The 23,907-nt window shown below is 64.0% G+C and carries 25 protein-coding genes; 11 read left to right on the forward strand and 14 right to left on the reverse strand.

Annotated features, from left to right (window positions below; genetic code table 11):
* The first annotated feature begins 120 nt into the window (after positions 1 to 120).
* The 4 genes from QMK17_RS03565 to QMK17_RS03580 are packed head-to-tail and all read left to right on the forward strand — an operon-like array spanning position 121 to position 5,037.
* Entirely contained in the window at positions 121 to 1,596 is a 1,476-nt protein-coding gene (locus QMK17_RS03565; protein WP_283507067.1) for a class I adenylate-forming enzyme family protein, read from the forward strand.
* A 44-nt stretch (positions 1,597 to 1,640) separates the two neighbouring features.
* Complete coding sequence (locus tag QMK17_RS03570) at positions 1,641 to 3,413, forward strand: DUF3556 domain-containing protein (RefSeq protein WP_283507068.1); 1,773 nt, start codon at positions 1,641 to 1,643, stop codon at positions 3,411 to 3,413.
* Positions 3,410 to 4,828: a phytoene desaturase family protein gene (locus QMK17_RS03575; protein WP_283507069.1), complete on the forward strand. Its 1,419-nt coding sequence runs from the start codon at positions 3,410 to 3,412 to the stop codon at positions 4,826 to 4,828. Before QMK17_RS03570 ends, QMK17_RS03575 begins: the two co-directional genes overlap by 4 nt.
* Before the next feature lie 41 nt (positions 4,829 to 4,869).
* Positions 4,870 to 5,037, forward strand: coding sequence for a hypothetical protein (locus QMK17_RS03580; protein ID WP_283507070.1), 168 nt, complete (start codon positions 4,870 to 4,872; stop codon positions 5,035 to 5,037).
* A gap of 34 nt (positions 5,038 to 5,071) precedes the next feature.
* Here the strand turns inward: QMK17_RS03580 and QMK17_RS03585 are convergent, their stop codons facing one another.
* A complete protein-coding gene (locus QMK17_RS03585; protein ID WP_283507071.1) occupies positions 5,072 to 6,613 on the reverse strand; it encodes a glycosyltransferase in 1,542 nt (513 codons plus the stop codon).
* A gap of 201 nt (positions 6,614 to 6,814) precedes the next feature.
* Between QMK17_RS03585 and QMK17_RS03590 the strand changes: the two genes are divergently transcribed.
* Complete coding sequence (locus QMK17_RS03590; protein ID WP_283507072.1) at positions 6,815 to 7,237, forward strand: phosphate acetyltransferase; 423 nt, start codon at positions 6,815 to 6,817, stop codon at positions 7,235 to 7,237.
* A gap of 151 nt (positions 7,238 to 7,388) precedes the next feature.
* On the opposite strand, the gene QMK17_RS03595 is transcribed toward QMK17_RS03590, so the two are convergent.
* From QMK17_RS03595 to QMK17_RS03610, 4 genes are all read right to left on the reverse strand, one after another.
* A complete protein-coding gene (locus QMK17_RS03595; RefSeq protein WP_283507073.1) occupies positions 7,389 to 8,336 on the reverse strand; it encodes a TAXI family TRAP transporter solute-binding subunit in 948 nt (315 codons plus the stop codon).
* A gap of 25 nt (positions 8,337 to 8,361) precedes the next feature.
* On the reverse strand, positions 8,362 to 9,726 hold the full coding sequence (locus QMK17_RS03600; protein ID WP_283507074.1) for an MFS transporter: 1,365 nt from the start codon (positions 9,724 to 9,726) through the stop codon (positions 8,362 to 8,364).
* 120 nt (positions 9,727 to 9,846) lie between these two features.
* Complete coding sequence (locus tag QMK17_RS03605; protein ID WP_283507075.1) at positions 9,847 to 11,277, reverse strand: sensor histidine kinase; 1,431 nt, start codon at positions 11,275 to 11,277, stop codon at positions 9,847 to 9,849.
* A gap of 1 nt (position 11,278) precedes the next feature.
* The gene (locus QMK17_RS03610) at positions 11,279 to 11,938 is read right to left on the reverse strand and encodes a response regulator transcription factor (RefSeq protein ID WP_283507316.1); all 660 of its coding nucleotides are present in this window, start codon (positions 11,936 to 11,938) and stop codon (positions 11,279 to 11,281) included.
* A 148-nt stretch (positions 11,939 to 12,086) separates the two neighbouring features.
* Here QMK17_RS03610 and QMK17_RS03615 point away from each other — a divergent pair, with 148 nt between their 5' ends.
* Complete coding sequence (locus QMK17_RS03615) at positions 12,087 to 12,896, forward strand: lipase family alpha/beta hydrolase (RefSeq protein WP_283507076.1); 810 nt, start codon at positions 12,087 to 12,089, stop codon at positions 12,894 to 12,896.
* Here the strand turns inward: QMK17_RS03615 and QMK17_RS03620 are convergent.
* The 4 genes from QMK17_RS03620 to QMK17_RS03635 all read right to left on the reverse strand — a co-directional run bounded on the left by QMK17_RS03620 (position 12,886) and on the right by QMK17_RS03635 (position 16,385).
* Positions 12,886 to 13,698: an ABC transporter permease gene (locus tag QMK17_RS03620; protein ID WP_283507077.1), complete on the reverse strand. Its 813-nt coding sequence runs from the start codon at positions 13,696 to 13,698 to the stop codon at positions 12,886 to 12,888. The genes QMK17_RS03615 and QMK17_RS03620 overlap by 11 nt on opposite strands.
* Positions 13,695 to 14,657, reverse strand: coding sequence for an ABC transporter ATP-binding protein (locus tag QMK17_RS03625; RefSeq protein ID WP_283507078.1), 963 nt, complete (start codon positions 14,655 to 14,657; stop codon positions 13,695 to 13,697). Before QMK17_RS03625 ends, QMK17_RS03620 begins: the two co-directional genes overlap by 4 nt.
* A complete protein-coding gene (locus QMK17_RS03630) occupies positions 14,654 to 15,742 on the reverse strand; it encodes a LolA family protein (protein ID WP_283507079.1) in 1,089 nt (362 codons plus the stop codon). Before QMK17_RS03630 ends, QMK17_RS03625 begins: the two co-directional genes overlap by 4 nt.
* A 151-nt stretch (positions 15,743 to 15,893) precedes the next feature.
* Positions 15,894 to 16,385 (reverse strand): hypothetical protein, encoded by a 492-nt coding sequence (locus QMK17_RS03635; protein WP_283507080.1) that lies wholly within the window; start codon positions 16,383 to 16,385, stop codon positions 15,894 to 15,896.
* An 84-nt stretch (positions 16,386 to 16,469) separates the two neighbouring features.
* Between QMK17_RS03635 and QMK17_RS03640 the strand changes: the two genes are divergently transcribed.
* Positions 16,470 to 17,051 carry a TetR/AcrR family transcriptional regulator gene (locus tag QMK17_RS03640; protein WP_283507081.1) on the forward strand — a complete coding sequence of 194 codons (582 nt, stop codon included), beginning with the start codon at positions 16,470 to 16,472 and terminating at the stop codon, positions 17,049 to 17,051.
* 58 nt (positions 17,052 to 17,109) lie between these two features.
* Here QMK17_RS03640 and QMK17_RS03645 read toward each other — a convergent pair whose 3' ends face one another.
* Positions 17,110 to 17,556, reverse strand: coding sequence for a VOC family protein (locus QMK17_RS03645; protein WP_283507082.1), 447 nt, complete (start codon positions 17,554 to 17,556; stop codon positions 17,110 to 17,112).
* Complete coding sequence (locus QMK17_RS03650) at positions 17,486 to 17,746, reverse strand: hypothetical protein (RefSeq protein WP_283507317.1); 261 nt, start codon at positions 17,744 to 17,746, stop codon at positions 17,486 to 17,488. The genes QMK17_RS03645 and QMK17_RS03650 overlap by 71 nt, the downstream gene beginning before the upstream one ends.
* A gap of 120 nt (positions 17,747 to 17,866) precedes the next feature.
* On the opposite strand from QMK17_RS03650, the gene QMK17_RS03655 reads away from it, so the two are divergent.
* A complete protein-coding gene (locus QMK17_RS03655) occupies positions 17,867 to 18,094 on the forward strand; it encodes a hypothetical protein (protein WP_283507331.1) in 228 nt (75 codons plus the stop codon).
* 338 nt (positions 18,095 to 18,432) lie between these two features.
* On the opposite strand, the gene QMK17_RS03660 is transcribed toward QMK17_RS03655, so the two are convergent.
* On the reverse strand, positions 18,433 to 19,113 hold the full coding sequence (locus QMK17_RS03660; RefSeq protein WP_283507083.1) for a DedA family protein: 681 nt from the start codon (positions 19,111 to 19,113) through the stop codon (positions 18,433 to 18,435).
* 172 nt (positions 19,114 to 19,285) lie between these two features.
* Between QMK17_RS03660 and QMK17_RS03665 the strand changes: the two genes are divergently transcribed.
* Both QMK17_RS03665 and QMK17_RS03670 read left to right on the forward strand, forming a co-directional pair.
* The gene (locus QMK17_RS03665; protein WP_283507084.1) at positions 19,286 to 20,506 is read left to right on the forward strand and encodes a sensor histidine kinase; all 1,221 of its coding nucleotides are present in this window, start codon (positions 19,286 to 19,288) and stop codon (positions 20,504 to 20,506) included.
* Positions 20,497 to 21,141 carry a response regulator gene (locus QMK17_RS03670; protein WP_283507085.1) on the forward strand — a complete coding sequence of 215 codons (645 nt, stop codon included), beginning with the start codon at positions 20,497 to 20,499 and terminating at the stop codon, positions 21,139 to 21,141. The genes QMK17_RS03665 and QMK17_RS03670 overlap by 10 nt, the downstream gene beginning before the upstream one ends.
* A 332-nt stretch (positions 21,142 to 21,473) precedes the next feature.
* Here the strand turns inward: QMK17_RS03670 and QMK17_RS03675 are convergent, their stop codons facing one another.
* Both QMK17_RS03675 and QMK17_RS03680 read right to left on the reverse strand, forming a co-directional pair.
* Positions 21,474 to 22,091 carry an NAD(P)-dependent oxidoreductase gene (locus tag QMK17_RS03675; RefSeq protein ID WP_283507086.1) on the reverse strand — a complete coding sequence of 206 codons (618 nt, stop codon included), beginning with the start codon at positions 22,089 to 22,091 and terminating at the stop codon, positions 21,474 to 21,476.
* 20 nt (positions 22,092 to 22,111) lie between these two features.
* The gene (locus tag QMK17_RS03680; RefSeq protein WP_283507087.1) at positions 22,112 to 22,897 is read right to left on the reverse strand and encodes an inositol monophosphatase family protein; all 786 of its coding nucleotides are present in this window, start codon (positions 22,895 to 22,897) and stop codon (positions 22,112 to 22,114) included.
* A 73-nt stretch (positions 22,898 to 22,970) separates the two neighbouring features.
* On the opposite strand from QMK17_RS03680, the gene QMK17_RS03685 reads away from it, so the two are divergent.
* Positions 22,971 to 23,891 (forward strand): LysR family transcriptional regulator, encoded by a 921-nt coding sequence (locus QMK17_RS03685; protein WP_283507088.1) that lies wholly within the window; start codon positions 22,971 to 22,973, stop codon positions 23,889 to 23,891.
* Positions 23,892 to 23,907: the final 16 nt, after the last annotated feature.

Raw genomic sequence — 23,907 nt, forward strand, 5'->3', positions numbered from 1 at the left:
CCGAGGCTTTGTCTCCGCGAGACAACGGCAGCCAGGAAGTTCATCGCGGCGGGATATGTCGTGCGTCACAACATCTCCCTAACGTGGTGTGTCTACTGCTTCCCCACTCGAAGGACCCACATGCACCTGCCCGACTTGCCCGATCTCCGTGCCTCGGCATCTCCGGACGCGCCGGCGATTGCAGACGATCTCGTGTCGATGTCGAACCGCGATTTTGCGGATGCTGTCCGAGACGCAGCTGCGCTCCTCGCCGACCGAGGCATTTCCCACGGTGACGTGGTGGCGATTTTGCTGTCCAACCGGGTCGAATTCGTCATCGCACTGTTTGCCGCCTGGAGACTGGGTGCGGCTGCCACACCGATCAACCCGTCTCTGACCCCTCAGGAGATCGAGTATCAGATCTCCGATTCCGCGGCCGCGGTGGTCGTCACCGTTCCCGAACTGGTGCTCAAAACTCCTTACGAGGTCGCGCGGTTGACCGATCTCTTCGAAGAGCCTCGCGCAGTCCGGGTCGCAGACGGCCCGGCCGAGGTGACTCCGGAGCATCTCGCACTACTGATATACACCAGCGGCACCACAGGAAAACCCAAAGGTGTCATGCTCGACCACGCCAACCTGACAGCAATGACATCGATGTCGGTGGAAGCCTTCTCGCTCAACGCCACTACCCACGGTCTGCTGATCCTGCCCCTGTTCCACGTTAACGGCATTGTCGTGGGAACTCTGTCTCCTCTCGTTGCTGGAGGACGCGCCACGATCGCTGGGCGGTTCGACCCGGCCACGTTCTTCGATCGCGTCGAATCGGCGCACCCGACGTTTTTCTCGGGCGTGCCGACCATCTACGCCATGCTGGCAAACCTGCCCGCGACTGTCAGGCCGGACACCAGCTCGCTCAAATTCGCAGTCTGCGGAGCAGCCCCCGCAAGCGCGTCGCTCCTCGCCGCATTCGAGAACAGGTTCGGTGTGCCTGTCGTCGAGGGCTACGGACTGTCCGAGGGCACCTGCGCCTCGACGGTCAACCCACTCGCTGGCCCCCGCAAGCCCGGGACTGTCGGTCTTCCGCTACCCGGCCAACAAATCCGCATCGTCGACGAGAACGGGACACCTATCAACGACGGTCGCCCCGGAGAAGTCCTCATCCACGGTGCCAACGTCATGCGGGGCTACCTCGGTCGACCCGAGGAGACCGCCGGGACGGTCCGCGACGGATGGCTGCACACCGGCGACATCGGTCGGCTGGACGACGACGGCTATCTCATACTGGTAGACCGCGCCAAAGACATGATCATCCGCGGCGGCGAGAACATCTACCCCAAAGAGGTGGAAAACGTCGTCTACGAGCTTTCCGGCGTATACGAGGCCGCCGTGGTCGGCCAGCAGCACCCGATCAAAGGCGAAGAACCGGTCCTGTTCGTCTCGCTCACCGCTGACGCAACCCTCTCCGAAGCAGACATCAATGACCACATCCGGCGCTGTCTATCGAAATACAAGTGGCCAGTGGACGTCATCATCGTCGACGAGGTACCCAAGAACCCCGTCGGAAAGATCGACAAACCCCTGCTGCGGCGACGACTCGCCTCCGCCGAAACTGCGTAACATCCCTCTGCTCAGCAATATTCGATTCTCGGAAAGGACTCATCATGGGTCTGTTGTCACCAACCCTGCCCGATATCGACCTCGGAGAGTGGCGTCGACGCCCGCAACTCGAACGACTCAAGTTGCAGGTTCAGCACTGGGGTGAACACGGCTTCGGAACACCGGTCGGCGCTTACCTGTTCTATGTGGCCAAGATGGTCGCGTACGTCGCACTACCGCTGTGGATTATCTCCTCCTCGACACCCGGACTGGGACCGCTGTCAACTATTGGTTCGTGGTGGACCGAACCGATCGTGTTCCAGAAGGTCGTACTGTTTACCGTCCTGTTCGAGGTGATGGGATTCGGTTGCGGCTCAGGGCCGTTGACGATGCGATTCTTTCCGCCCGTCGGGGGGTTCACCTATTGGCTTCGGCCAGGAACGATGCGACTCGCGCCGTGGCCGACGAAGGTTCCACTCACCGGAGGCGACACCCGCACCGTCTTCGACGTCGTAGCGTATGCAGCGCTGCTCGGCATCCTGATCTGGGGTCTGATATCCGATGGTGTCTCCGGCGGCAGCGGGGCGGCCGGAATGCTCGCCCCCGCCGTCCCGATCGCCGTCATTGCTGCGCTGGTGATCATGGGACTACGTGACAAGACAATCTTCTTGGCCGCTCGCTCGGATCAGTACTTCGTGATGATCATTGCTTTCCTATTTCCGTTCATAGACATGATCATTGCGCTCAAACTCATTATGCTGGCCATCTGGTGGGGTGCTGCGACATCCAAACTGAACCACCACTTCCCCTTCGTGGTGGCGGTGATGATCTCCAACAGCCCACTACTGCCGAGCACGTGGCTCAAACGCAAGCTGTACCGCAGTTACCCCGAGGACATGCGGCCTTCGACATTCGCGAAGTTCGCAGCACACCAGGGCACTGTCATCGAATACGTCCTGCCGGCAATCCTGATCTTCTCCACGAACTCGACGCTGACAACCGTCGTCCTCATCGGAATGACCGTGTTCCATCTGTTCATCCTGTCCACGTTCCCCGCTGGGGTCCCCTTGGAGTGGAACCTCTTCGTCATCGGCGCCGCATGGTTCCTGTTCGGCAACTACACCGGCTCCGAGTACTCCTTGTTGAACGCCACCAGTGTCTGGCCTTATTTGATCGTCGCCGCTCTCGTCGCAGGAATCGTCGTGGGAGGAACCAAGCCGCAGTGGATCTCGTTTCTCATGGGTATGCGCTACTACGCGGGAAACTGGGCCACGAACACCTGGATACTGCGTCCAGGTATCGAGGAACGGCTCGAAGCCGAAATCACCAAGTCGGCACCGATGACCAAATTCCAGTTGCTCAAGCTCTACGACGAGGACACGAGCGAATTCATGATGCAGAAGTTCACCGCCTGGCGGTCGATGCACAGTCACGGTCGAGCACACATGGGGCTCATCTCACGAGCGGTCGACAACCGGGACGACTACGTCATCCGGGAAGGTGAATTCCTTGCAGGTTCGCTTCTGGGATGGAACTTCGGTGAAGGTCATCTTCACAACGAACAACTACTGCAAGCAGTACAGCGCAGATGCGCGTTCGCCGAGGGCGACATCCGGGTGGTCATGATCGAAGGGCAACCCATGCACCGCGGCACCCAGAGCTACCGAATCGTCGATGCAGCAACAGGACTCGTCGAAGAAGGGACTGTGGCGGTCTCGGACATGATCACCCGCCAATCATGGCTCGACGACAGCGCGTCGATTCCCGTCACCGTCACCGCGGGCGCACAGTCGGTCATCGGTCACGAGTCGCGCACTCCTGAGGCTGGACAACGATGACCACCGCCACCGTCGTCGGATCCGGCCCCAACGGCCTCGCGGCGGCGGTCACTCTCGCGATGGCCGGTGTCGACGTAACAGTCCTCGAGATGGCGGACAAGGTCGGCGGCGGCACCCGAACCTCAGAACTGACCCTGCCCGGAGTTCTGCACGACGATTGTTCGGCCGTGCACCCCGTCGGTGCTGCATCACCGTTCTTCAACAGCCTCGACCTCGAATCGCACGGACTCCACTGGAAACATCCAGAGATCGCCGCCGTGCAACCCCTCGATAATGGGAGGGCAGGCGTAATACACCGCTCGGTCACCGATACTGCGGCCGGTCTCGGTATCGACGGAGCGACCTGGCAACGGTTTTTCGGTCCTCTGTCAGATCGCTTCGACGAGTTGACCACCGACTTCTTCCGGCCTTTGCTACACGTGCCGCGGCACCCGATCACCCTGACCAAATTCGGGCTGAACGCGCTGGCACCGGCATCGGTGACCGCACGCCGGTTCCGTACGCCCGAAGCGCGCGCAGCGTTCTCGGGCGTCGCGGCGCATGCTCTGTACCCGCTGACCAGACCGACCACATCGGCGGTCGGAGTAATGATGATCGCTGCCGGGCACAAATACGGTTGGCCCGTCGCAGAAGGCGGCTCTCGGGCGATAAGCGACGCCTTGGTTTCCGTGCTCGGCGCGCACGGAGGAAGAGTCGAAACCGGGATCCGCGTGACACGTCTCGACCAGATATCCGCGAGCGACATCATCATGCTCGATCTCTCCCCGACCGCGATCGTGGATATAGCCGGCGACGCCCTCCCACGCCGCGTCGCTCGGCCCTACCGGCGATGGCGTTACGGACCGGGCGCGTTCAAACTCGATCTGGCAATCCAAGACGGCGTTCCCTGGGTCAACGCGGATGCCCGCCGCTCAGGCACAGTCCACCTCGGCGGAACGTTCGAAGATGTCGCCGATGCCGAACGGGACGTTCATCGAGGCATTATGCCCAAGCGGCCGTTCGTTCTCGTCGGACAGCAGTACCTGGCAGATCCCACACGATCACAAGGCGACGTCCACCCGATTTGGACCTACGCCCACGTTCCCAACGGGTACACCGGCGACGCAAGTGAGGCAATCCTCGATCAAATCGAGCGCTTCGCCCCCGGAACCCGCAGACGCATCGTCGGTCGCGCTGTTCGTTCGACCACACAAATGCCGATGTACAACCCCAATTACATCGGCGGCGACATTGTCACCGGGTCGAACGATCCAGCACAGGTCGCGCTACGTCCAAGGCTGACCACCAACCCGTACTGGACCGGCATCGACGGTGTCTACATCTGCTCTGCAGCAACACCTCCCGGCGGGGGAGTACACGGAATGGGCGGGTACAACGCCGCCCGAGCTGCCCTGAAAAAACATCGCAGCAGATAGCTTTTCGCACACACGCGCCTCGGCGCCACTACTGGCCAGGCGTGCGACCAAGCAGAGAGCCGAACCCCGCTGCTTACGGGATGGCACGTCTGCTCGAAGTGTCGACCTCCGGCTTCTACAAGCACCAAGGACGCAGTGTGGCACCCAGGTTGGGTGGACGTCAGCAGCGGCGCACAGATTTGGAGGTCAAGATTCTCTTCGGTCTGTGAGAAGAGTAACGGCCCGTTGTGAGCTGACTCTTCGTTAGTCGCTCGGGACGTCGAGTCCGCCGAAGCCCTGTGGCGCCGGCGCCGGCAGTGGCCCGATACCGGCCAGTTCCCCCGTGGGACGAATCAGTCCCATGAGGTCGAGACCACTCCACCTCACGGCGGCGAACGCGGCGCCGGACAGCACGAGGATCGCGATCGTGGCCCAGGCGAGACCCAGCGCGCACAGCACTAGCGCCAGGGCGACCACGGCTGCGAGCAGGAGCCCGATGTACACGGCGCCGGCGATCTGATGCCAGCGCTGCCACCACGGTCGCCGCCGGTCGAATGCCGTGGCCTTGGTGTGGTCCCACGTCTCCCGCGCGCCCGTCGCGGTGTCGGTGAAGGCCCGGACGTACACGCAGTGAAGAAAGATATCGAGCACGATCTCCGGCACCACAGTGATTGCCAAGGCGACCGAGCGCCATCCGCCGCGCTTGACGGCCCAGGCCCGCTCGGCGACGACGAAGCCGGTGACGCCGAACCAGAACCAGGACCACGGAACACTGCCGGCGACGATGAATGTGTAAAGCAGTGTGGTGAAGAAGAACGGTACGAAGGCGACACCGATGTAGGTCATGATCTGGCGGCCGATGTACGGGGCGGTGTGACGGGTGAGGCCGTATTCCAGCAGGTTCTCTAGCCCTCCACGCTGCCACCGCAGGCGTTGGTGGAACAGGCGAGCCGCGGTGGGCATGACCTCGGTGCCGACAGTGCATTCCTGCGGGGAGACGCATCGGTAGCCCAGGTGCTTGAGGGCCAGCGTCAGTTCGTTGTCCTCGGTCAGGGCATGGACCGAGAACACGCCGGTGCCGCCTGGCGGGAGTCGATCGTCGTTGCGGGCCCGCACGACGTCGCGCAGCGCGCGGACGGCGAAGAGTGTGGCTGTGCCGGTGAGGACGTCGGCTCGTCCCTTGCGCCGGCCGATCTCCTTGGCGTAGCGGATGTATTCGTTGTCCTGCAGGTGTCCCAGAATTCCGGCCACTGGATATCCCAGGAAGATTCCGCCCACGCCTCCGACCCGGGCATCGTCGCCCCCGGGTTCCCTGAGCCGGTGGGCCGCCACCGCGAGGAATGCAGGGGACAGTGAACCGTCGGCGTCCATGATCAGGACCGCGTCGTTGTCGGTGAGCCGCGGCAGCACGTGCTCCAGGACCTGGTTCAATGCACCAGCCTTCTTGTCCAGGTTGGCCACTGTCGCCTCGACTTGGACTTTGTGGGCGAGAGCGATCTCCCGGGTCAGGTCCGTACACCGGTCGGTGATGACGATGACCTCGTCGGAGACCCGACTCTGGGCTGCGAGCGACCTCAGTGCCTCGCCGATGAGGGCCTCTTCGTCGTGCGCTGGGATCAGAACGACGATTTTTCCGGGGCCGGCATCGTCCTCGTCGCGCTCGTAACCGGGCTGCGTCAACCCCTCTGCCGTCAGATCGCGAGGTTGGCGTCGGAACGCGCGGCCCAGAGCAAGGTTCACCGGGCTGCGGTATTCGCCGTCCTCCTGCAGTGCTTCGACTGTCCCCGACGATGTGTTGAGCGACATGTGAGTCACCGCGGTCCCTCCCAGGTGAGTGGGAGGCCTACGCTGATGAGCAGACTCAGAACCGTGTCCCAGGATTGCACTCAGAATACGCCCCCTTGGTGCCGGACTCCCGTCCATGTTCTGCCCGGCAGGGCAATGACATGGGCGTTGGGTCGTCGGGTGCCGGTTCGAGAGTGTTCTGTCGTAGGGCATCATGAGTTGATGAGCGATCTCGAATACCTCGCCACTTTGCTTGCTGGATTGGATGCGGAGATTGCGCGAGTCTCTGCTGCCGAATCGGGCTCCGACGAGCAGTCATCTGCCATCGATGCCGCGGCCGATGCCGTCTTGCGGTTGCGCGCGAAGGTCAAGGCCGGGTACCCCGGCAAGAAGGCTTACTACATCGCAGCGTCGACCGATCCGAATGGAATCAGGGTCGAGGGAATTTCTGCCCTGCAGGGCAAACGTGCCCACGAACTGGTACGAGACGGCGGGTGGATGCACGCGGATTCCAGCACGGTGCTCGATCTTCTCGACGACGATCAGATCAGTCGGTACCGAGCCGTCGCGGGACGCGGTGTGGCGCAGACGTTTCGAGACTCACGTGACTATCTTTCAGCGGCAACAGGTCTCGCCGAAAAGTAGACCAGACCGGCGCAGAGATCCGAGCTATCGGACGCGAATTTCTTCTGGCACGACCTAGGGCCTGCGTAGAACGGGATGGTCTCCAGAAAAGCTGAAGGGCGAGGTCGGCCATAGACCGAGCAGTTCGATGAGAAACTCACCGCTGATCACCTCACCCGTGGCGTCGGCGATATTCCTGCTCGGCTCCGGGGTGGAGGGGGATAGCGCCGGTCATGACGAGCGATCGGGCGTCGAGGAATTGACTGCCGATTGCCTGGCGGGGAACCAGCGCCGAGGACTGATCGAGCAACACGCTCACCAGGCGTGCGACGGTCCGATCCGGCACATCCGGATGAACCAGCAGCAGGTTGGGGATTCCCACCGTGGTGACTTCCGGATGTTTGCCGTAGACATCATCCGGCACAAGAACGGCCTCGTAGGCAGTGCCGAATGCGATTCTCAGGTCTGCGACCAGTGCGCCCAGGTCGAGTAGTCGTATAGGTGTGGACGGATCGGCGAAAGCGGGAGTCGGCAGACCACCGGCCCACATCACGGCGGCGACCTCGTTGTTCGACAGCGCAAGTGCGGCGTCGCTCATCGACAACTGGACTTCGCGGACGACACCGGGATCAGACAGGCCGGCTGCGGCGAAGATCCGGTGCGAGACCAGCGTCGCACCCGATCCGGGGGCCCCGATGCTCACCGTCCTCCCGCGTAGATCGGCCACGGTTTTGATGTCCGAGTCGGCTCGAACGGCAATCTGAAAGTAGTTCTCGTAGACGCATCCCACTGCCGCCACATTCTGATTCCGATGACTGTAAGCGGCGTCGGCGAGGGTGAGGGCAAGATCGGCCCGTCGGGTATCCAATGCTTCGAGGTTGTCGATGGAACCCGCCGTCGTTTGCGGAATGATGTCGGCTGCAGTGGTTTCGGCAGCGACGCTGGCGAGCAGGCCCGCGAACTCCCAGAAGAACCCGCCGACCTCACCTGCCGACAAGCGCAGTTGGGGCGGCGAATCGGAGGTGCAGGCGGCCGAAGTGCTCACCCCCGCGCCGACGGCGATCAGGCCCACGGCCCGCAGAGCTGCTCTCCGGGAGAACAGCTCTGCGGGTGGACCCATGCCTGTCACTGTATGACGTGCTGGATTACTTGAATGCTTGACCCTGCTCACGGTCGAGGACGGTCTCCGACTTGTTCCGCAGCACGAAGATGTACACCGCGAGTGAAATCGCGATCACCACCGTCACGTACAGGATGAACCACGGAACGTGCCCACCGCTCTTCGCGGCCTGGTAGATCAACGGAGCCGTACCGCCGAATACTGAGTTCGCAAGGGCGTATCCCAGACCGACGCCGAGAGCGCGCACGTGAGAGGGGAACAACTCCGCTTTCACGATTGCGTTGATCGAGGTGTATCCGGTCAAGATGACATAACCCACGCAGACCAGCGCGAGGGACTGCACCACCGAGGTCGCCGACGGCAAGTACGTGATCAGGACGTAGGTGTAGAGCACGCCGCCGATGCCGAAGAACACGAGGAGTGGCTTACGACCCACCTTGTCGCTGAGCATTCCGCCGATGGGCTGCAGCAGCATCAGGAAGACCAGGGAGGCGAGGTTGATCCACGTTCCAGTCATGCCCCGGTCCTCGTAGGCGGACTTGATCATCGAGGGTGCGTTGACGCTGTAGGTGTAGAACGCGATGGTGCCACCGATCGTCACCATGAAGCAGAGCACGAGCGCGCGCCAGTGATTGGTGACCAGTTCCTTCATGGACCCTGACGATTTGTCAGCTCCGCTGCGAACGGCCTCTAGCTGATCCTTGGTCAGTGATTCGTCCATGCTGCGACGCAACCAGAACACCACTACCGCGGCGATGCCGCCGATGAGGAAGGCTATGCGCCAACCGAATTCCTCGATCTGTTGACGGTCGAGGAACACCTGCAAGATCAACAGGGTCACCTGCGCCAACACGTGTCCACCGATAAGAGTGACGTACTGGAACGACGAGAAGAATCCACGACGCTCACGGGTGGCGGCCTCTGACATGTATGTCGCCGACGCGCCGTACTCGCCGCCAGTCGCGAAGCCCTGCACCAGACGGGACAGGATCAAGATCACCGCTGCCCACACACCGATACTCTCCCGACCCGGGGTGAACGCGATGACCAGCGAGCACGCCGCCATCATCGAGACGCTGAACGTCAAGGCGGCGCGTCGACCGTTTCTGTCCGCATAGCGGCCGAAGAACCATGATCCGACCGGCCGCATCAGGAACGTGACCGCGAAAATCCCGTACACGTACAGCGTGGAGTTCTTGTCCGCCGAATCGAAGAACTGATTCTCGAAATACGTGGCGAACACGGTGTAGACGTACACGTCGTACCACTCGACGAGGTTGCCCGACGAACCGCGCAAGGTGTTGAACACCGCACGCCTGGTAGCGGCGGGAGATGAGACAGGCGGGGCTGAGCTCGGCGTATCGGCGGTCGAGGTGGCCTCGTTGGCCATGGGCGGTCCTTCCACAGAGGGCAGATGCTGGTTGCTCGAAGCTCTCGGCAACCGAGGTACCCCTACTGTGACCGTAGGCACAGCGCAGAACCAAGCTGTTTCGTATTTCCTAACACTCCCTTAGGAAAGGGGCCTGCTCTCTACGATCCTGGGTAGCCGTAGATCGATTCGCAGCCCGGACGGTCGCGCTGCACGGACCTCCAGAGATCCACCGGCACGCTCGCTGAGAGCCGCAGCGATCGACAGTCCCAGACCAGTTCCCTCGCCGTCCGCACTCGACCCGCGATAGAACCGGTCGACGACCAACGGGAGCTCGTCGGTGGGCACTCCCGGTCCGGAATCGGAAACCCACACGGCGATAGAGCCTTGTCGAGCTTGCACCCCGATCTCCACGTCCGCGCCGTCGCCGGCATACTTCGTGGCATTGCTGAGAAGAGCATCCACAATACGAATCAGGTCGTCTTCCGGAAGCGCAGCATGGTAATTGTCCTGTTCGTCAGTGGTTACGACCCGCGAGCTGATTCCTGCCGCTGCCATTGTGCTCGACCAGAATTCGACGCGGCCGGCCACTGTAGCGCCCACGTCGCACCCGATCGCCTGCATGTTTCCGGCCATCCCTGTTGCGGGCGTCTCGGCAGCAGCGAGGACTAGCAGATCTTCGACGACGGTGCTGAGCCGGTCGATTTCGCGTGTCGTCTTCAGGTGCGCTTCGGCCACCGATTCCGGCACCCGCATTCCCAAGATATCCAGTCGAATTCTCAATGCTGCCAATGGGTTACGCAGAGCGTGAGCTGTGTCGGCGACGAGTCGACGCTGCGCCGTCGTGGCCGACTCGACGTCGTCGGCCATTGCGTCGAAAGCGCCGGACAACTCCCGGACCTCGGGTGGCCCGACGTACGCAGCCGGCTTGGGCGGTCGTGTCTCTTCGGCCGGTACCGAGTTGTTGAACTTGTCGCCGAACGAGTTCACGCGTGACGACAGCGCGGTAAGTGGACGAACCACCCAGCGCGACAACGCAGCAGCGATCACTGCGATGGTCACGAGAATCAGCAGGGCTCCGGCAGCGATCACCACCCATGCCAGTGCGACATCTCTGCGGGCGGCAGCGGTGGATGCATCGATCACCACGGCACCGTCGACCTGAGTTCCCCCGCCCACCGGAGTAGCGATCAACACCGAGGACGGTGACCACGGCGCCAAACCCGAAGGGACGTCACCACGCTGGTTCCGCAGAGCTCCGGCGATCGATCGCCGAACATCGGCCCGGTCGACGTCGAGGCCCGCTAGAGCGCGCACCGTTCCATTTCGGTCGACGACGGCGATCCCCTCGTCGTACAAATTGTTGTAGCGTTGCAGCGACTCTCGCAGCCGCGGCACTCCGGACTCGTCCTCTCGCGAGCTGAGTTCGGCGAAGAATGTCACTGCAGAGGAACGGTTTTCAGCGAATCTCTGAACTCTTTCCCGGCCGACGAGCACCGCCAACGGAACCGACAGTGCCAGCACGACGACGGTGGAGTAGATCATCAGCACCATCAGGACACGCCGTCGCACGTCAGGTGTCCCAGCGGTAACCGAAGCCACGGATGGTGGCGATGATGCCGGAGCGCCCGAGCTTGGATCGCAATCCCGTCATGTGGACGTCGAGTGTGCGGGAAATCGCCACGTAAGCATCGCCCCAGATGGCATCCATCAGTTGTTCGCGACTGACCGCCTCACCGCGTCGAGATGCGAGGTGAGCAAGCAGTTCGAACTCTTTGGTGGTCAAAGTGATCTCTTTACCGCCGACCTCGACGCTGCGGCCGACCAGATCGACGACGACATCGCCGAGGATCAACCCGTCGGCGTCTAAATCGGTCGACGCACTTCGGCGACGGGCCGCCACCTGCAGACGCGCGTGCAGCTCCCCGAGCCGAGCAGGTTTGACGACGTAGTCGTCCGCACCACCGCGTAGCGCCCGCACCACCGACCTTTCATCGTCGCGCGCGGTCAGCACCACCACCGGGACCGAACTCAACGTCCGCAGTTTGCGAAGAACCTCCAGGCCATCCATGTCAGGCAGTCCGAGATCGAGCAGGATGACGTCCAGGTCGTGGTATCGGAGCAGCACATCGGCACCGCGGCGCATACGGACAGGCACATTTCCGACCTCGGTCAGCGCGTCGACCAGCGCGTCACCGACACCGTCGTCGTCCTCCACCACACCGATACGCATCCCCATCAAGATAGGCCACAGCCGTTCGATCACCCGCAGTCGTTCGTTCACCCGCAGCGACAGACTCGGCCCGTAAGGGGAGGCGCGAGCCGGCGCCGACGTGCGCGACCAGCGAGTGGGCCCGGAGTTCAAGGGCACACTGGATGGAGTGTTCGCCTCCCTCGCCCCGGCTCGCCGCCGCCTCGTCTTCGGTGTACTCGCCCTTGTCCTGATCGGGGTCGTCGTTGCCGCGGCGGCTATTGCGGGCTCGCGCAGCACGAGTGACCCCGTCGCCAGCGTCGACCAGTCGGTGCCCGGGCCGGTGCTGCTGGTCCCCGGGTACGGCGGTTCCACCGATGCGTTGGACGTGCTCGCGGCCGGGCTGCGGGCTGGCGGCCGCGACGCCACCGTGGTGGCGCTACCCGACGGCGGCACCGGGGACCTGACCGTGCAGGCGGGCACCCTGGCGGGCGCCGCCGACGATGCGCTGACCCGGACCGGAGCGACGTCGGTCGACGTCGTCGGATACTCCGCGGGCGGAGTGGTTGCCCGGATCTGGGCCGCTGACCGCGGTGGTGCCGAACAGGCCCGCCGTATCGTGACTCTCGGCTCCCCGCACCACGGCACCCAGGTAGCCGGGTTGGCGGCCGATCTCGCGCCCGATCAGTGCCCGACGGCCTGTCAGCAGCTCGCCCCGGGCAGCTCTGTGCTCGCCGCACTGAACTCCGACGACGAGACGCCGGCGGGGCCGCAGTGGGTGTCGATCTGGACGGAAGTGGATCAGGTGGTGACGCCGCCGACTACGGCCGGCTTGGACGGCGCAGTGAACATCCCCGTCCAGAGCGTGTGCGCGGACTCTACCGTCGACCACGGCAACCTGCCCCGTGATCCGCTCATCGCCGCGATCGTGTCCGCCGAGCTGGACGGCAACTCCACCCGCCAGCTGGGAGCGGGTGACTGCAACAGCCTCAGCTCGTAATGTCCTTGGTCGTGAAGTTCGCCCACGCCGCCCCCAGCAGGACGACGACGTACACCGCCTGTAATCCGACGCCGCGCAGCAGGTCCCGCATCGGCACCGGGTCGCGGAACAGGTCGACGAAGGCCAGCCAGTATCGCGTCGGCAGATACGGCGCGATGGCGTCGGCGGCATCCAGAGTCAGCAGTAGCGAGCTGGCGATGAGGAAGGCGAGCGCGCCCAGCGTCGCGGCGAGCGGGGAGTCGGTCAAGGTCGAGAGGAACAGCCCCATGGCGGCCACCCCAAGCATGGACAGGGTCACGTAGAACACGGCGATGACGGTGCGCACGGCGACCTGCTCTCCGGTCAACGGCGTGCCGGAGACACTGGCGACGCCCGCCAGAGTCGATGTGTCGAACAGCGTGGTGCCGACGAAGTACGCGGTCACGGCAACGACGACGACGGCCAGCAGCACGAAGGCGGCCACCGAGATCAATTTCGCGACCAGCAGCCGCGTTCGTCCCACCGGGCGGGCGAGCAGGTAACGCAGAGTGCCGGCCTGGGCCTCCCCGGCGACCGAATCGCCGGAGATGACCGACACCGCGACGGGCAGGAACAGTGGCAGCACGATGGCGAGTGCGGCGAGTGGAAAGAGCTGGCCGTTGCTGAGGACCGCCGAGAGAAAGGCAGGGCCCTCCCCGGGCCGCGGACCGACGTCGGTCAGGGCCAGGAGGACGGCGACGATGGTGGGCAGCAGAGTGAGCAGAAGGATGACGACCCAGGTGCGGGGTCGGCTCAACATCGCGCGCAGTTCGACGCCGATCATGCGGTCGCCCCTGTACGGGAGGTGCGGCGTGGTGCACGGTGGGCACTGTCGACGCGGTCGGCACTCTCGCCGGTGGCGGCCAGCACGGACTGCTCGAGGCTCATCCGCTGTGGGCTCAGCTCGCTCACCCGCACCCCGCCCTCGACGAGCAGCTGGTTCAGCACGGTCGAGTCCGAGTGTTCGACGACGAGCTGCTGGCCATAACGCTCGAGGACCGTGGCGCCCTGGACGTCGGAGAGCAGGGTGACGGCCTGGGCCGGGTCCGGGGTGCGCAGCAGCACCCGGCCGGTGGCCTGCTGCATCGCGGAGAGCTGGTCTTGCAGGACGAGGCGACCCCGGTCGAGCACTCCCACCCGGTCGCACAGCTGCTCTACCTCGGCCAGCAGGTGGCTGGAGAGGAACACGGTGGTGCCCTGGGCGTGCAGGCCCAGCAGCAGCTCCCGGATCTCCAGGATTCCCTGGGGGTCGAGGCCGTTGGTCGGTTCGTCGAGGATCAGCAGTTCGGGGGTGCGCATCAGGGCCGCAGCCAGGCCAAGACGCTGCCGCATGCCGAGGGAGTACTGCTTGACCGGTCGCCGTCCTACCCCGTTCAGACCCACCTGCTCGAGGGCCTCGCCGACTCGGGTAGTCCGGGTGCGCCGGGAACCTCCCGGTCCGGCCGCGTCGAACAGGGTGAGATTCCTCCGTCCGGACAGGTTGGGGTACGCGGCGGGGTTCTCGATCAGTGCCCCCACGCGCGGCAGCACGCTAGTGCGTCGACGCGGCATCTCCTCGCCGAGCACCTGCATCTGCCCGGAGGTCGCCAGCACCAGGCCGAGCAGCATCCGTACTGTCGTCGTCTTGCCGGAGCCGTTGGCACCGACGAAGCCGTAGATGTCGCCGGCGCGCACGTCGAGGTCGACGCCGTCGACCGCCCGCACCGATCCGTAGCTCTTGGTCAGGCCGGTAGTGCGGATCATGTGTCTGCTCCGAGCTGTTGGGCGGCGGTGGCCAGGGTCTGCGGGGTGACGGTGCCCGAAAGCAAGTAGCGGAGCCCGTCGGCGATGGGCTCGGTGACCAGGACGTTGAGCGGACCGATCGACACCGCGACGCTGTTGCCGGTCACGACAGCACCGGGGGCGGCCCGCAGTTGGTCGACGAGGCTGCCCGCGGCGCGGCGCGGTAGGGGAGCTGCCACCAGCTCGGTCACGCCGCGGCCGTAGATGCCTACCGAACCCTGGCCGTCGCGGCCGTTGAGGCCGAGGTCCGCCAGGCTTGCGGGGAGGCCGGCGGTGTCGATTCGGTCGGCGAACGACGCGATGTCGGTGCCGCCCTGCTGCTGCACGTCGGCACCGGGCGGGGGGCGGAAGCGCACGATATCGGCATTGGGAGTCGCCCCGGAGAAGTCGAGAAAGGTGGTGCTGACGATCGGGCGGGTGGATCCGGCACCGAGCACGTCGACCTGAAGCGGCAGTCCGGTGTCGGGGTCGACCCACACGTCGACCTCGGTGATTGTGCTCTGCGGCTCCCCGGGGACCAGCCGCAGGCCGGGGGCGTCCCGACCGGCGATCCGCCGGGCCGGCAGCCGGCTGACCTCGTCCGCCGTGGCCTCGCTGAGCAGCCGTTGCCCGAGCTCCGGGGGCAGCAGGTCGGCCTCGCGGGGCAAGCGCAGGCTCGGCTCGGGGACCGGAGTCGACACCGCGGTGTTCTGCTCGTAGTCCCACCGCCACAATCGCGTCGGGGTTCGGTAGAGATCGCGCTCACCGGCGAGGCGGACGTTGTCGACTCGCCAGCTGTCCGGCCCGAGGTACCAGACGCGCATGCTCGTGGTGTCCCCGAGCAGATCCGGCAGTCCGCCGAGCCCGTCGGTCACCGGCAGGACAACGCCGCCGACAGCTTGGGCGTAGCCGGAGTACGGGGTCGCAGTCGAGGACTGGACGCGGGCCAGCAGGTCGGCCGCGGCGATATCCGACGCACCGACGGGCAATCGCTCGATCACCGAGGGCGTCGCGACGAGCACGGCGACGCCGAGCACCACTGCCAACCATCGCCATTCACCACGCACTCTTTCAACGGTACGGACGTCCCCGTTGGGCTGCAGTGAAGCAGACCGTCACAAGCGAGCATCTCGGGCCTGCGCTGCGTTCGTTGCGGGTAAGGCTGCGACACGGTGTGACCGGCGTGCGCCTCGTCCGGGGTGCAGGCGTGCTGAGAAATTACCGGTCGACCGAGACTGTCGCCGGCGCCTGACTGGTGCGGCCCGAGGTGTATCTCCAATAGCCGTAGGTGGCCCAGAGTTCGAGGGGTCCCCACAATACGATCGGCGCGTAGCAGATGACCATCACCACCAGCGGTATGCCGCTGACGTGGCCGGCGTCGGGGCGGTGGCCGGTCGCGATCTGCGTCGACATGGAGATGGTGAACAACCAGGTGACTGCGAGCCCGCCCATGGTCGCCACCGCGATGACCGGCCACCGAGGTACGACTCGACCGAAGATCGTGGTTCCCCATGGCCTGACGAGACCGACGGTCGCAAACGCCGCCGCGAGTTGGACGACGCTGAGTCCGAATACGTAGACGTAAGCCAGGACGTGATCGTCACCGAGTTCGAAGTTGCGCAGCTCACCCGTTCCGGGCATCGCTCCCACGATCATCAGCACGCGCCACACCGCGGAGGGAACCGTGACGGCGAAGGCTGCCCACGCCACGCGTACGAGCCACCATGGAGGCTGGGGTTCTAGAATTGTCGTTCTAGTTGGCATGTTCGCAAAATTACCCCTACGGTGCAAGGTGTGGCAAGACCAAGCAAGTTTTCCGTCGAGCAAATTTTGGACGCGGCCGCGCTGGCTTGCGTGGAACACTGGCGAGACACCACCATTGCGCACGTGGCCGCCGCAGTCGGGGCTCCGACCGGATCGATCTACCACCGGTTCGACTCGCGCGATGCATTGTTCGGCACTCTCTGGGTGCGCGCGATCAACCGCTTTCACGAAGGCTTGCTGACAGCTTCGCGGATTGATGATCCGTTCGAGGCGATGGCGAGCCTGGCGAGAGAAATACCACGGTTCTGCAGGGCCAATCCTCACGACGCCAAGGCGATGACGCTGTACCGCAAGGCCGACCTGGCACGCCTGGTGCCGGAATCGATGCGAGACACCGTGGCATCCATCAACGACGACATCGACGTGGCGTTGCGCGCGACCACGGCACGGCGATACGGCCGCTTCACCGATCGCCGGTACCGTCTTGCTCTGCTCGCGACCCGTCAGGGACCGTACGGCTTGATCCGACCGATCGTCGGCGAATTCATACCGCGTGAATTCGACGCAATCTGCGTAGCGTCGGCAGAAGGCATTCTGGCACTGGGCGATTGATGCGAAAGGGGCCGTATCCTGGAATGCTGCGGACGCAGCGACATCCGAGTAAAGCGCATCATCGGAGATTGCCACTGATCACCCAGAGGTGCCCGAACGGGTCTTGGACTCTGCCCTGTCGCTTCCCATACGGACGGTCTTCGACGGGGATCGCAACTACGGCTCCATGCTGCACCATGCGATCCGCCACCGAGTCCGGATCGTCGACATTGATTGTGATGAGGACCGGTGAGCCGGAAAGCTGGTGAGGATCGTTCCACCCCCACTCTGAAACGCTCTGTGCCAAAGCGAGAGTTGCTGATCCCACGGTCAGTTCGGCGTGAGTCACCACTCCCTGTGAATCGGTTGCCTGCGTTGTCAATTCCGCGTCGAGCGCCTTGGAGTAGAAGTCGATCGCTGAAGCGGCATCGGCGACGAGGAGCTTCGGATAGATCTCACTGTTGTTCATGTGTCGATGATTGCCCCGCACCGCGAGTTTTGCCTTGTAGATTTCGGCCCTCTTCATCAAGCCAGGCTGAGGGTGTCGTGGCCATGAGGTCCGAGAAATCGTGTACGAGGTGACTTTGGTCGTGGTAACCACTTTCGGCCGCGACCTGCGCCCAGGACGTGGCGCCGTCACCGGAACAGCTGACCGCAGCTGCCAGGCGCGCGACACGCGAAGCAAACTTTGGGCCGATACCGACGGATCGGCGCATCAGATGCCGCAAGTGCCGCGGACTCACATGTGCATCACGAGCTAGCTTTTCGACGGATATTCTGCCGTGATGGGCCTTGATGGTTTTCAGTGATTCCAGGACATCCTGGGGGACCTCCACGTGGTCGGCTCGCTCCAGTCGGTCGAGCAGGTGAACTCGCAGGGTCTGTTCTCGTCGTTCGTAGGGCTGATCGGCCAGTTCTTCGATGAGATCAGTTGTCCATGGCAGAACCTGATCGGCCTCGATGCCGCCCGCATCTATTCGATGAAGTGGCAGTCGGGTCAGCCGTTGCATCGCCGCCAGCGACAATTCGACGTAGACGGTCCGCTGGTGTGGCCGAAGCAGTAGCCGCGGGGATGCCAGCTCAGGTCTCATGAGCCCGGTCACCACTGCGTTGGGATTTGGACGCGGCCACCGTAGTTCACTTCCAAGGGCGCGTCGAGGCTCATGACCAGCCGCGCGTCGAGCGCAGGAAGCGCTCGGTGAACACGCGGCCGGCCACAGTGTTCGCTGAGAGAAACCACGCCAATTCCAGCGGCATTACATGCCGCCCAGAGGGTCATCTCTGGATTCTCCCACTTACGAAGCACGGGGGCATGGCAACTCGGCCGGCTTTGTCGTTCGAGTGGCGGCTAAGCATCACCGCGCAGTGTGGGGGTTACCGCTACGGCCGCAGGGACGCTGTTCTACCGATGCTCGGCGGAGCGATCAGTTCTCCCGGCCTGGCGGCGGGACCGCAACCGCATGGCCACGAATACGACGAATGCAATTGCGACCGAAACGATGACGATCTTCTGCAGGATTCCGGCATACCCCTCTACAAGGTGCCAGTTCTCGCCGAGCTGGTATCCCGCGGTGACGAATATGGTATTCCAGATCAGACTGCCGATTGTGGTGAGTACGAGAAACTTCACCATTCCCATTCGCTCGATTCCAGCCGGCAGGGATATGAAGCTACGAAACAGCGGGACCATGCGGCCGAGGATTACTGCCTTCGAGCCGTGCTTGGCGAACCATGCCTCCGATCGGTCGAAGTCGGTGGCCTTGATCAGCGGGATCCGCACCACCAGTGCTCGCGTGCGCTCCCGTCCGATGAGCGCGCCGACCGCGTAGACGATGACCGCGCCCAGGACCGACCCGAGCGTCGTCCAGAAGAGCGCGGCACCGAAGGAGAAGACTCCTTGACTTGCCGAGAACCCGGCAAGAGGCAGAACGAGTTCGCTTGGGATCGGCGGGAACAGGTTGTCCGCACCGACGACGACGGCGGCGCCAGGGCCGCCGAGCGCATCCATGATGCCCACCGCCCATCCGGCCAACCCGTCGAGTTGCTCGGCTTCAGTCGTTGCAGCGATCATTAAGTCGGACATGGCAATTCCCCTGTTCGTTGGTGTCACTTATCAGGAAGGACGCTGACAACGTTAGAAACTTCCCGAATGGGGCACATCGAGGAAAGCCGTCGACCTATCCCGGGGCTGCTCCCAGGAAAACCCTGTGGTTTACCGCATTATCCGTGGCCTCGGGCTCGGTTAGGCTGCTTGCGTGCTGGTGAACCAAGTCGTGCGTCCACCCGACCTGGCGGATCGGATTGCCGTCAGCTCACTTCTTCGTCGATGGCTGATCGCGCTTGCCGGGGTTCTACTCGGAAGCCTCACGGCGCTCTCGGCCCTCCTGTTCTCTGTGGTCGCGTCACTCGCCCTCGGTTTGGCGCGGATTCTCGGCCGGTGGGGAGGACCACTGCGGATGGCAGTCGATGAAGGCGCACTGGCGTTGACCGAGCTCGAGCTCCGGCGGATCACCTGTTTTCACGGCCGGCTCCATACGGACGTGCTGACCCCGCGCCGCTGCCGCTGGTATCTCGGCATGAGGTGGACGATCGGCCTACTCGGAATCGGCGTGGTTCTGCTACTGACGCTCTTCATCGTCGTGGCGGGGTCGATGCTGTCGGCATGGGTTCTGAACGGCGGCTGGGGCCTGATCGAGAACTCCGGCCGGGTGGACGGTGGACTTGTAGCGGTAGCGGCGCTGCCCGGAATCCTCTTGATCTTCGTCGCGATTGTCGGCGTGGCAGGGGTCGGATCACTGGACCGCTGGTTCGTCATCGAAGTACTCGGACGACAGTCCGAGCGGCTGCTCCGCCAGCGGGTTGCCGAACTGACGAGCAGCCGCGATCACGTCGTCGATGCCGTCAACGACGAACGCCGCCGTATCGAGCGCGACCTGCACGACGGTGTACAGCAGCAGTTGGTTGCGCTGGGGATGCTCATCGGCCGGGCCCGCCGCGCCGAGAAGCCCGAGAAGTTGCTCGAACTCCTTGCCCAAGCCCATGTCACATCCCAGGGGGCGATCAGCGAGCTGCGCGAGGTCGCCAACCGGGTGTATCCGATCGCACTCGATCAGGACGGTCTGCACACAGCGATCGAGACCATGGCCGAGCGGACGAGTGTTCCCATCCGACTCACATACGACCTGACGGAGAGATTGCGACCCGCTGTGGAGACGGTCGTTTATTTCGTCATCTCGGAGGCGGTGACCAACGCAGCCAAGCACGCCTTCCCCCGACTGGTGGAGGTCACCGTCACGCAGCAGAGGTTCGACCGCGTGCTCGCAACCATCACCGACGACGGGCCCGGCGGGGCCGATCCGTCCGGCACCGGCCTGTCCGGACTGGCCCGCCGCGTCGCGGCCGTGGACGGCACCATGACCGTGCACAGCCCGGTCGGCGGTCCGACCGTCGTGACAGTGAGCGTCCCGTGCGAGTGATCGTCGCGGAGGACTCGACGTTGCTGCGTGAGGGTCTGGTCCGACTGCTCGTCGACGAAGGCCACGAAGTGATCGCGTCCGTTTCAGACGGCGACGCGCTCCTGAGCGCCGTTGACCAGGAGCGTCCAGACATCGTCGTCACCGACGTCCGAATGCCTCCCGATCACACCGACGAGGGACTGCGGGCGGCACTGACCATTCGGGGTCGATGGCCCGAGGTGGCGGTACTCGTGCTCTCCCAGTACGTCGAAAACCGTTACGCGGCAGAGCTGCTCAGCGGATCAGGAGGGAAGGTCGGGTACCTGCTGAAGGACCGCGTCGCCCAGGTCGACGAGTTCCTGGACGCCTTGAACAGGGTCGCCGACGGCGGGACCGCCTTCGACCCGGAGGTGGTGCGAGCGCTGTTGTCGCGCACGACCCGATCGAATCCCCTCGAACGACTCACTCCGCGCGAGCATGATATCCTCGAGCTGATGGCCCAGGGTCTCACCAACGCGCGAATATCAGCTGATCTGCACATTTCTGTGAGCTCTACGGAGAAGCATATAAACGCAATTTTCGAGAAGCTCGGACTGGCGAACTCCTCCGGGTTGAGTCGTCGCGTGGTGGCTGTGGTGGCCTACCTGCGCACCTGACTGGGCGATCATCCAGGTTGAACTCGGCGTCGAACACTGTCGCGGACAGGCGGTGCGCCCGAATCGTGTATCCACCGATACTGGCGGAGACGCCGGGTCCGACGCCCATCTCGTTCGACACGGTTCGATACGAGTGCTCCTTCGGTGACCGCCCGGCCCCGGCACCGACCGGGTTTTGGAGGGACATCACAAGGATGAACGTTACCGGCGCGCACTCAACATCATTACGTCGTCATCGGTCTCTGCTCGCACCGTGAACATCACGACCATCGACGCCAAGACCGGGCGCGAACACCGCACCGTCTACCGATTGCATGAAGCAACTTCTACGTTCAGCCCGCCAGCGGGACGACCGTTGCGCCAGGGTGGGTCGTCGACTCCGCCTCGGTGATCATCGCTGCGGCAACGCTTGCGCGGCTGATGGTCGCTGGAAACACCCTGTGCGGCGCGTCCGCCAGGTCGACCGTTCTCCCGGGGACCGTGAGAGGTTTGTCGGTCAGCGGTCCAGCGTGAAAGACGGTGCCGCCGGCCCGGATCACGGTGGAGTCGGCAGCGACTTTGTCGCCCAGTTCTTTCCCCATGACCCGGCGCAGCACCCATCGGGTCAGTGGACCGGCTGCGGCGGCGGACGACCCGGTTCCGTAGGCGCCCAGCCAGATGATCCGGTCCGGGCGCGCGTCGACGGCAGCGCGAGCGCCCGCTTCGAGAGTTCCCCTGCTGCCCATGGCGACACCGAGACCTGAGATCAAGATGGTGCCGGGCATGACTGCACGAACGATGGATGCCGCGTCGAAGACGTCGCCGGACACCTTGGTCAAACCCGGCGAGTCCGGAAGGTCTATTCGATCGGTGTTTCGTGCAATGGCCACCACGGTGTGCCCACGTTCGAGTGCGTGTTCGGTCAGGTGGCGTCCGGTTGCACCGGATGCGCCGAGTACGGTGATGTGCATCGAAATATCCTTTGTAGTAATCAGATTCGAGTGAGTGTGCCGGTGGCCTGAGGAGCTAGGACGGCATTGGAGACGAGGATGTCGGGGCTGCCCGCGGTCCACGGTGCTCCGTCGATGCGTGTGACGGTGCCGCCGGCTTCGGTTGTGAGCAGCATTCCAGCGGCCACACCGGGCAGGGTTGGGTGGTACTGCCAGAAGACATCGGCATGACCTGACGCCAGCGCAAGTAGCAGAAGAGTCGACGGGACACCCACTCGTACCAGCAAGCTGTCGCCCAACATGGCTCCAACCGATCGTGCGATCGCGCGGTGGGTGTCCGTCTGGCCATGTTCGGCTTGGCCCGTCATGGCGATGGCGTCGGTGAGATTGCGCTTGTCTGCGACGTGTAACGACGCGGTGCCGCGGTGTGCGCCGCCGCCGACGGTCGCCGTATAGGTGTTGTCGCCGACTGGCTGACGGACGACGGTGAGTACCGGCGCACCGTCGGCGACGAGGGTGATACTCACGCACCAGTCGGCGGTTCCGTGAACGTGGTTGACGTTTCCTTCCACCGTGTCGACGACCCACCATTCACCGTCCGGCAGCGCGGACGCCTCGAGATCGTCCGGAAGCCATCTCGCTTGTGGGCGAAGCGAAGTGAGTTCGCCGGCAAGTCCGGACACCGCTTGCTCGTTTCGCTGCATCGCTGCGAACATTTCGGCTCGGTCAGAGGGTCGGCTGCCGGGTTCGTACAAGGTGAGAAGTGCGTCCCCTGCGGTGTGTGCAATCTTTTCGACCTGCGGGAGAAGCGCGCTGTAGTTGTCCATGCATCAGACCGTAGAGTCGATCCCGGCGTAACTCCAGTGCATTATTTACAATGAATAGTTTACTCTGGCGCATGTGGATTTGAACCTGCTGACCGCACTCGATGCCCTGCTCGAAGAGAACAGTGTGCAGGGGGCGGCCGACCGACTGCGGCTTTCCGCGCCCGCCATGAGTCGAACTCTCGGTCGCATCAGGCGCGCGACGGGCGATGACATTTTGGTGCGATCCGGGCAGGTGATGGTCCCCACGCCCCGAGCTCTCGAATTACGCGCCGAGGCAAAAGATGTCGTTCGACGGGCTACCACGCTCCTGACTCCGCAACGGCAGATCGACCTCGCTGCGGTGAGCAGGGTCTTCGTCATCCGATGCCATGACGCGCTGCTCGCCGGGCTGGCACCCGCGCTTCTCGACGTGGTCACCGAGTCGATGCCGTTGGCTACGGTCCGGTTCGTCGGAGAAGCGGCGAACGATAGCCACGAGCTGCAACGGGGTTACGTCGATGTGGAAATTGGGGCATCGTCGTCGCCGGCGCCGGAGATCTTGTCGGAAATGGTGGGAACGGATCGGTTGGTGGCGGCGATGCGCCCGGATAACCCGCTGGCGATCGAATCGATGACACCCGCCAGTTTCGCGGCGGCTCGGCACGTCATCGTGTCGAGGCGGGGCCGTACTCGTGGCTCGATCGATGACGTCCTGTCGGGTCTCGGCGTCGAACGTCGTGCGTTCGCGGTGGTCCCCACCAGCACGACGGCACTCGAGGTGGTGGCCGAATCGAATGCCGTAGCCGTGGTGGCCGAGCGCAGTTGCGCCACTGCGATGCGCCGGTTGGGAGTCGTCGGTCGAGATCTGCCTTTCGGTCTTCCTGACACTCCGGCAATCATGCTCTGGCACAGGCGAAACGACAGCGATCAGCCCCACCTGTGGTTACGCAGGCAGGTGCGGCAAGCGTTGGCGGCTGCCCTCACGAACATTGGCCACGTCAGCCTCAGCGACTAGCAGGCAATCGCTCCGG

This window comes from Rhodococcus sp. G-MC3 (assembly GCF_030063335.1).
In the GTDB taxonomy this organism is placed as follows: domain Bacteria; phylum Actinomycetota; class Actinomycetes; order Mycobacteriales; family Mycobacteriaceae; genus Rhodococcoides.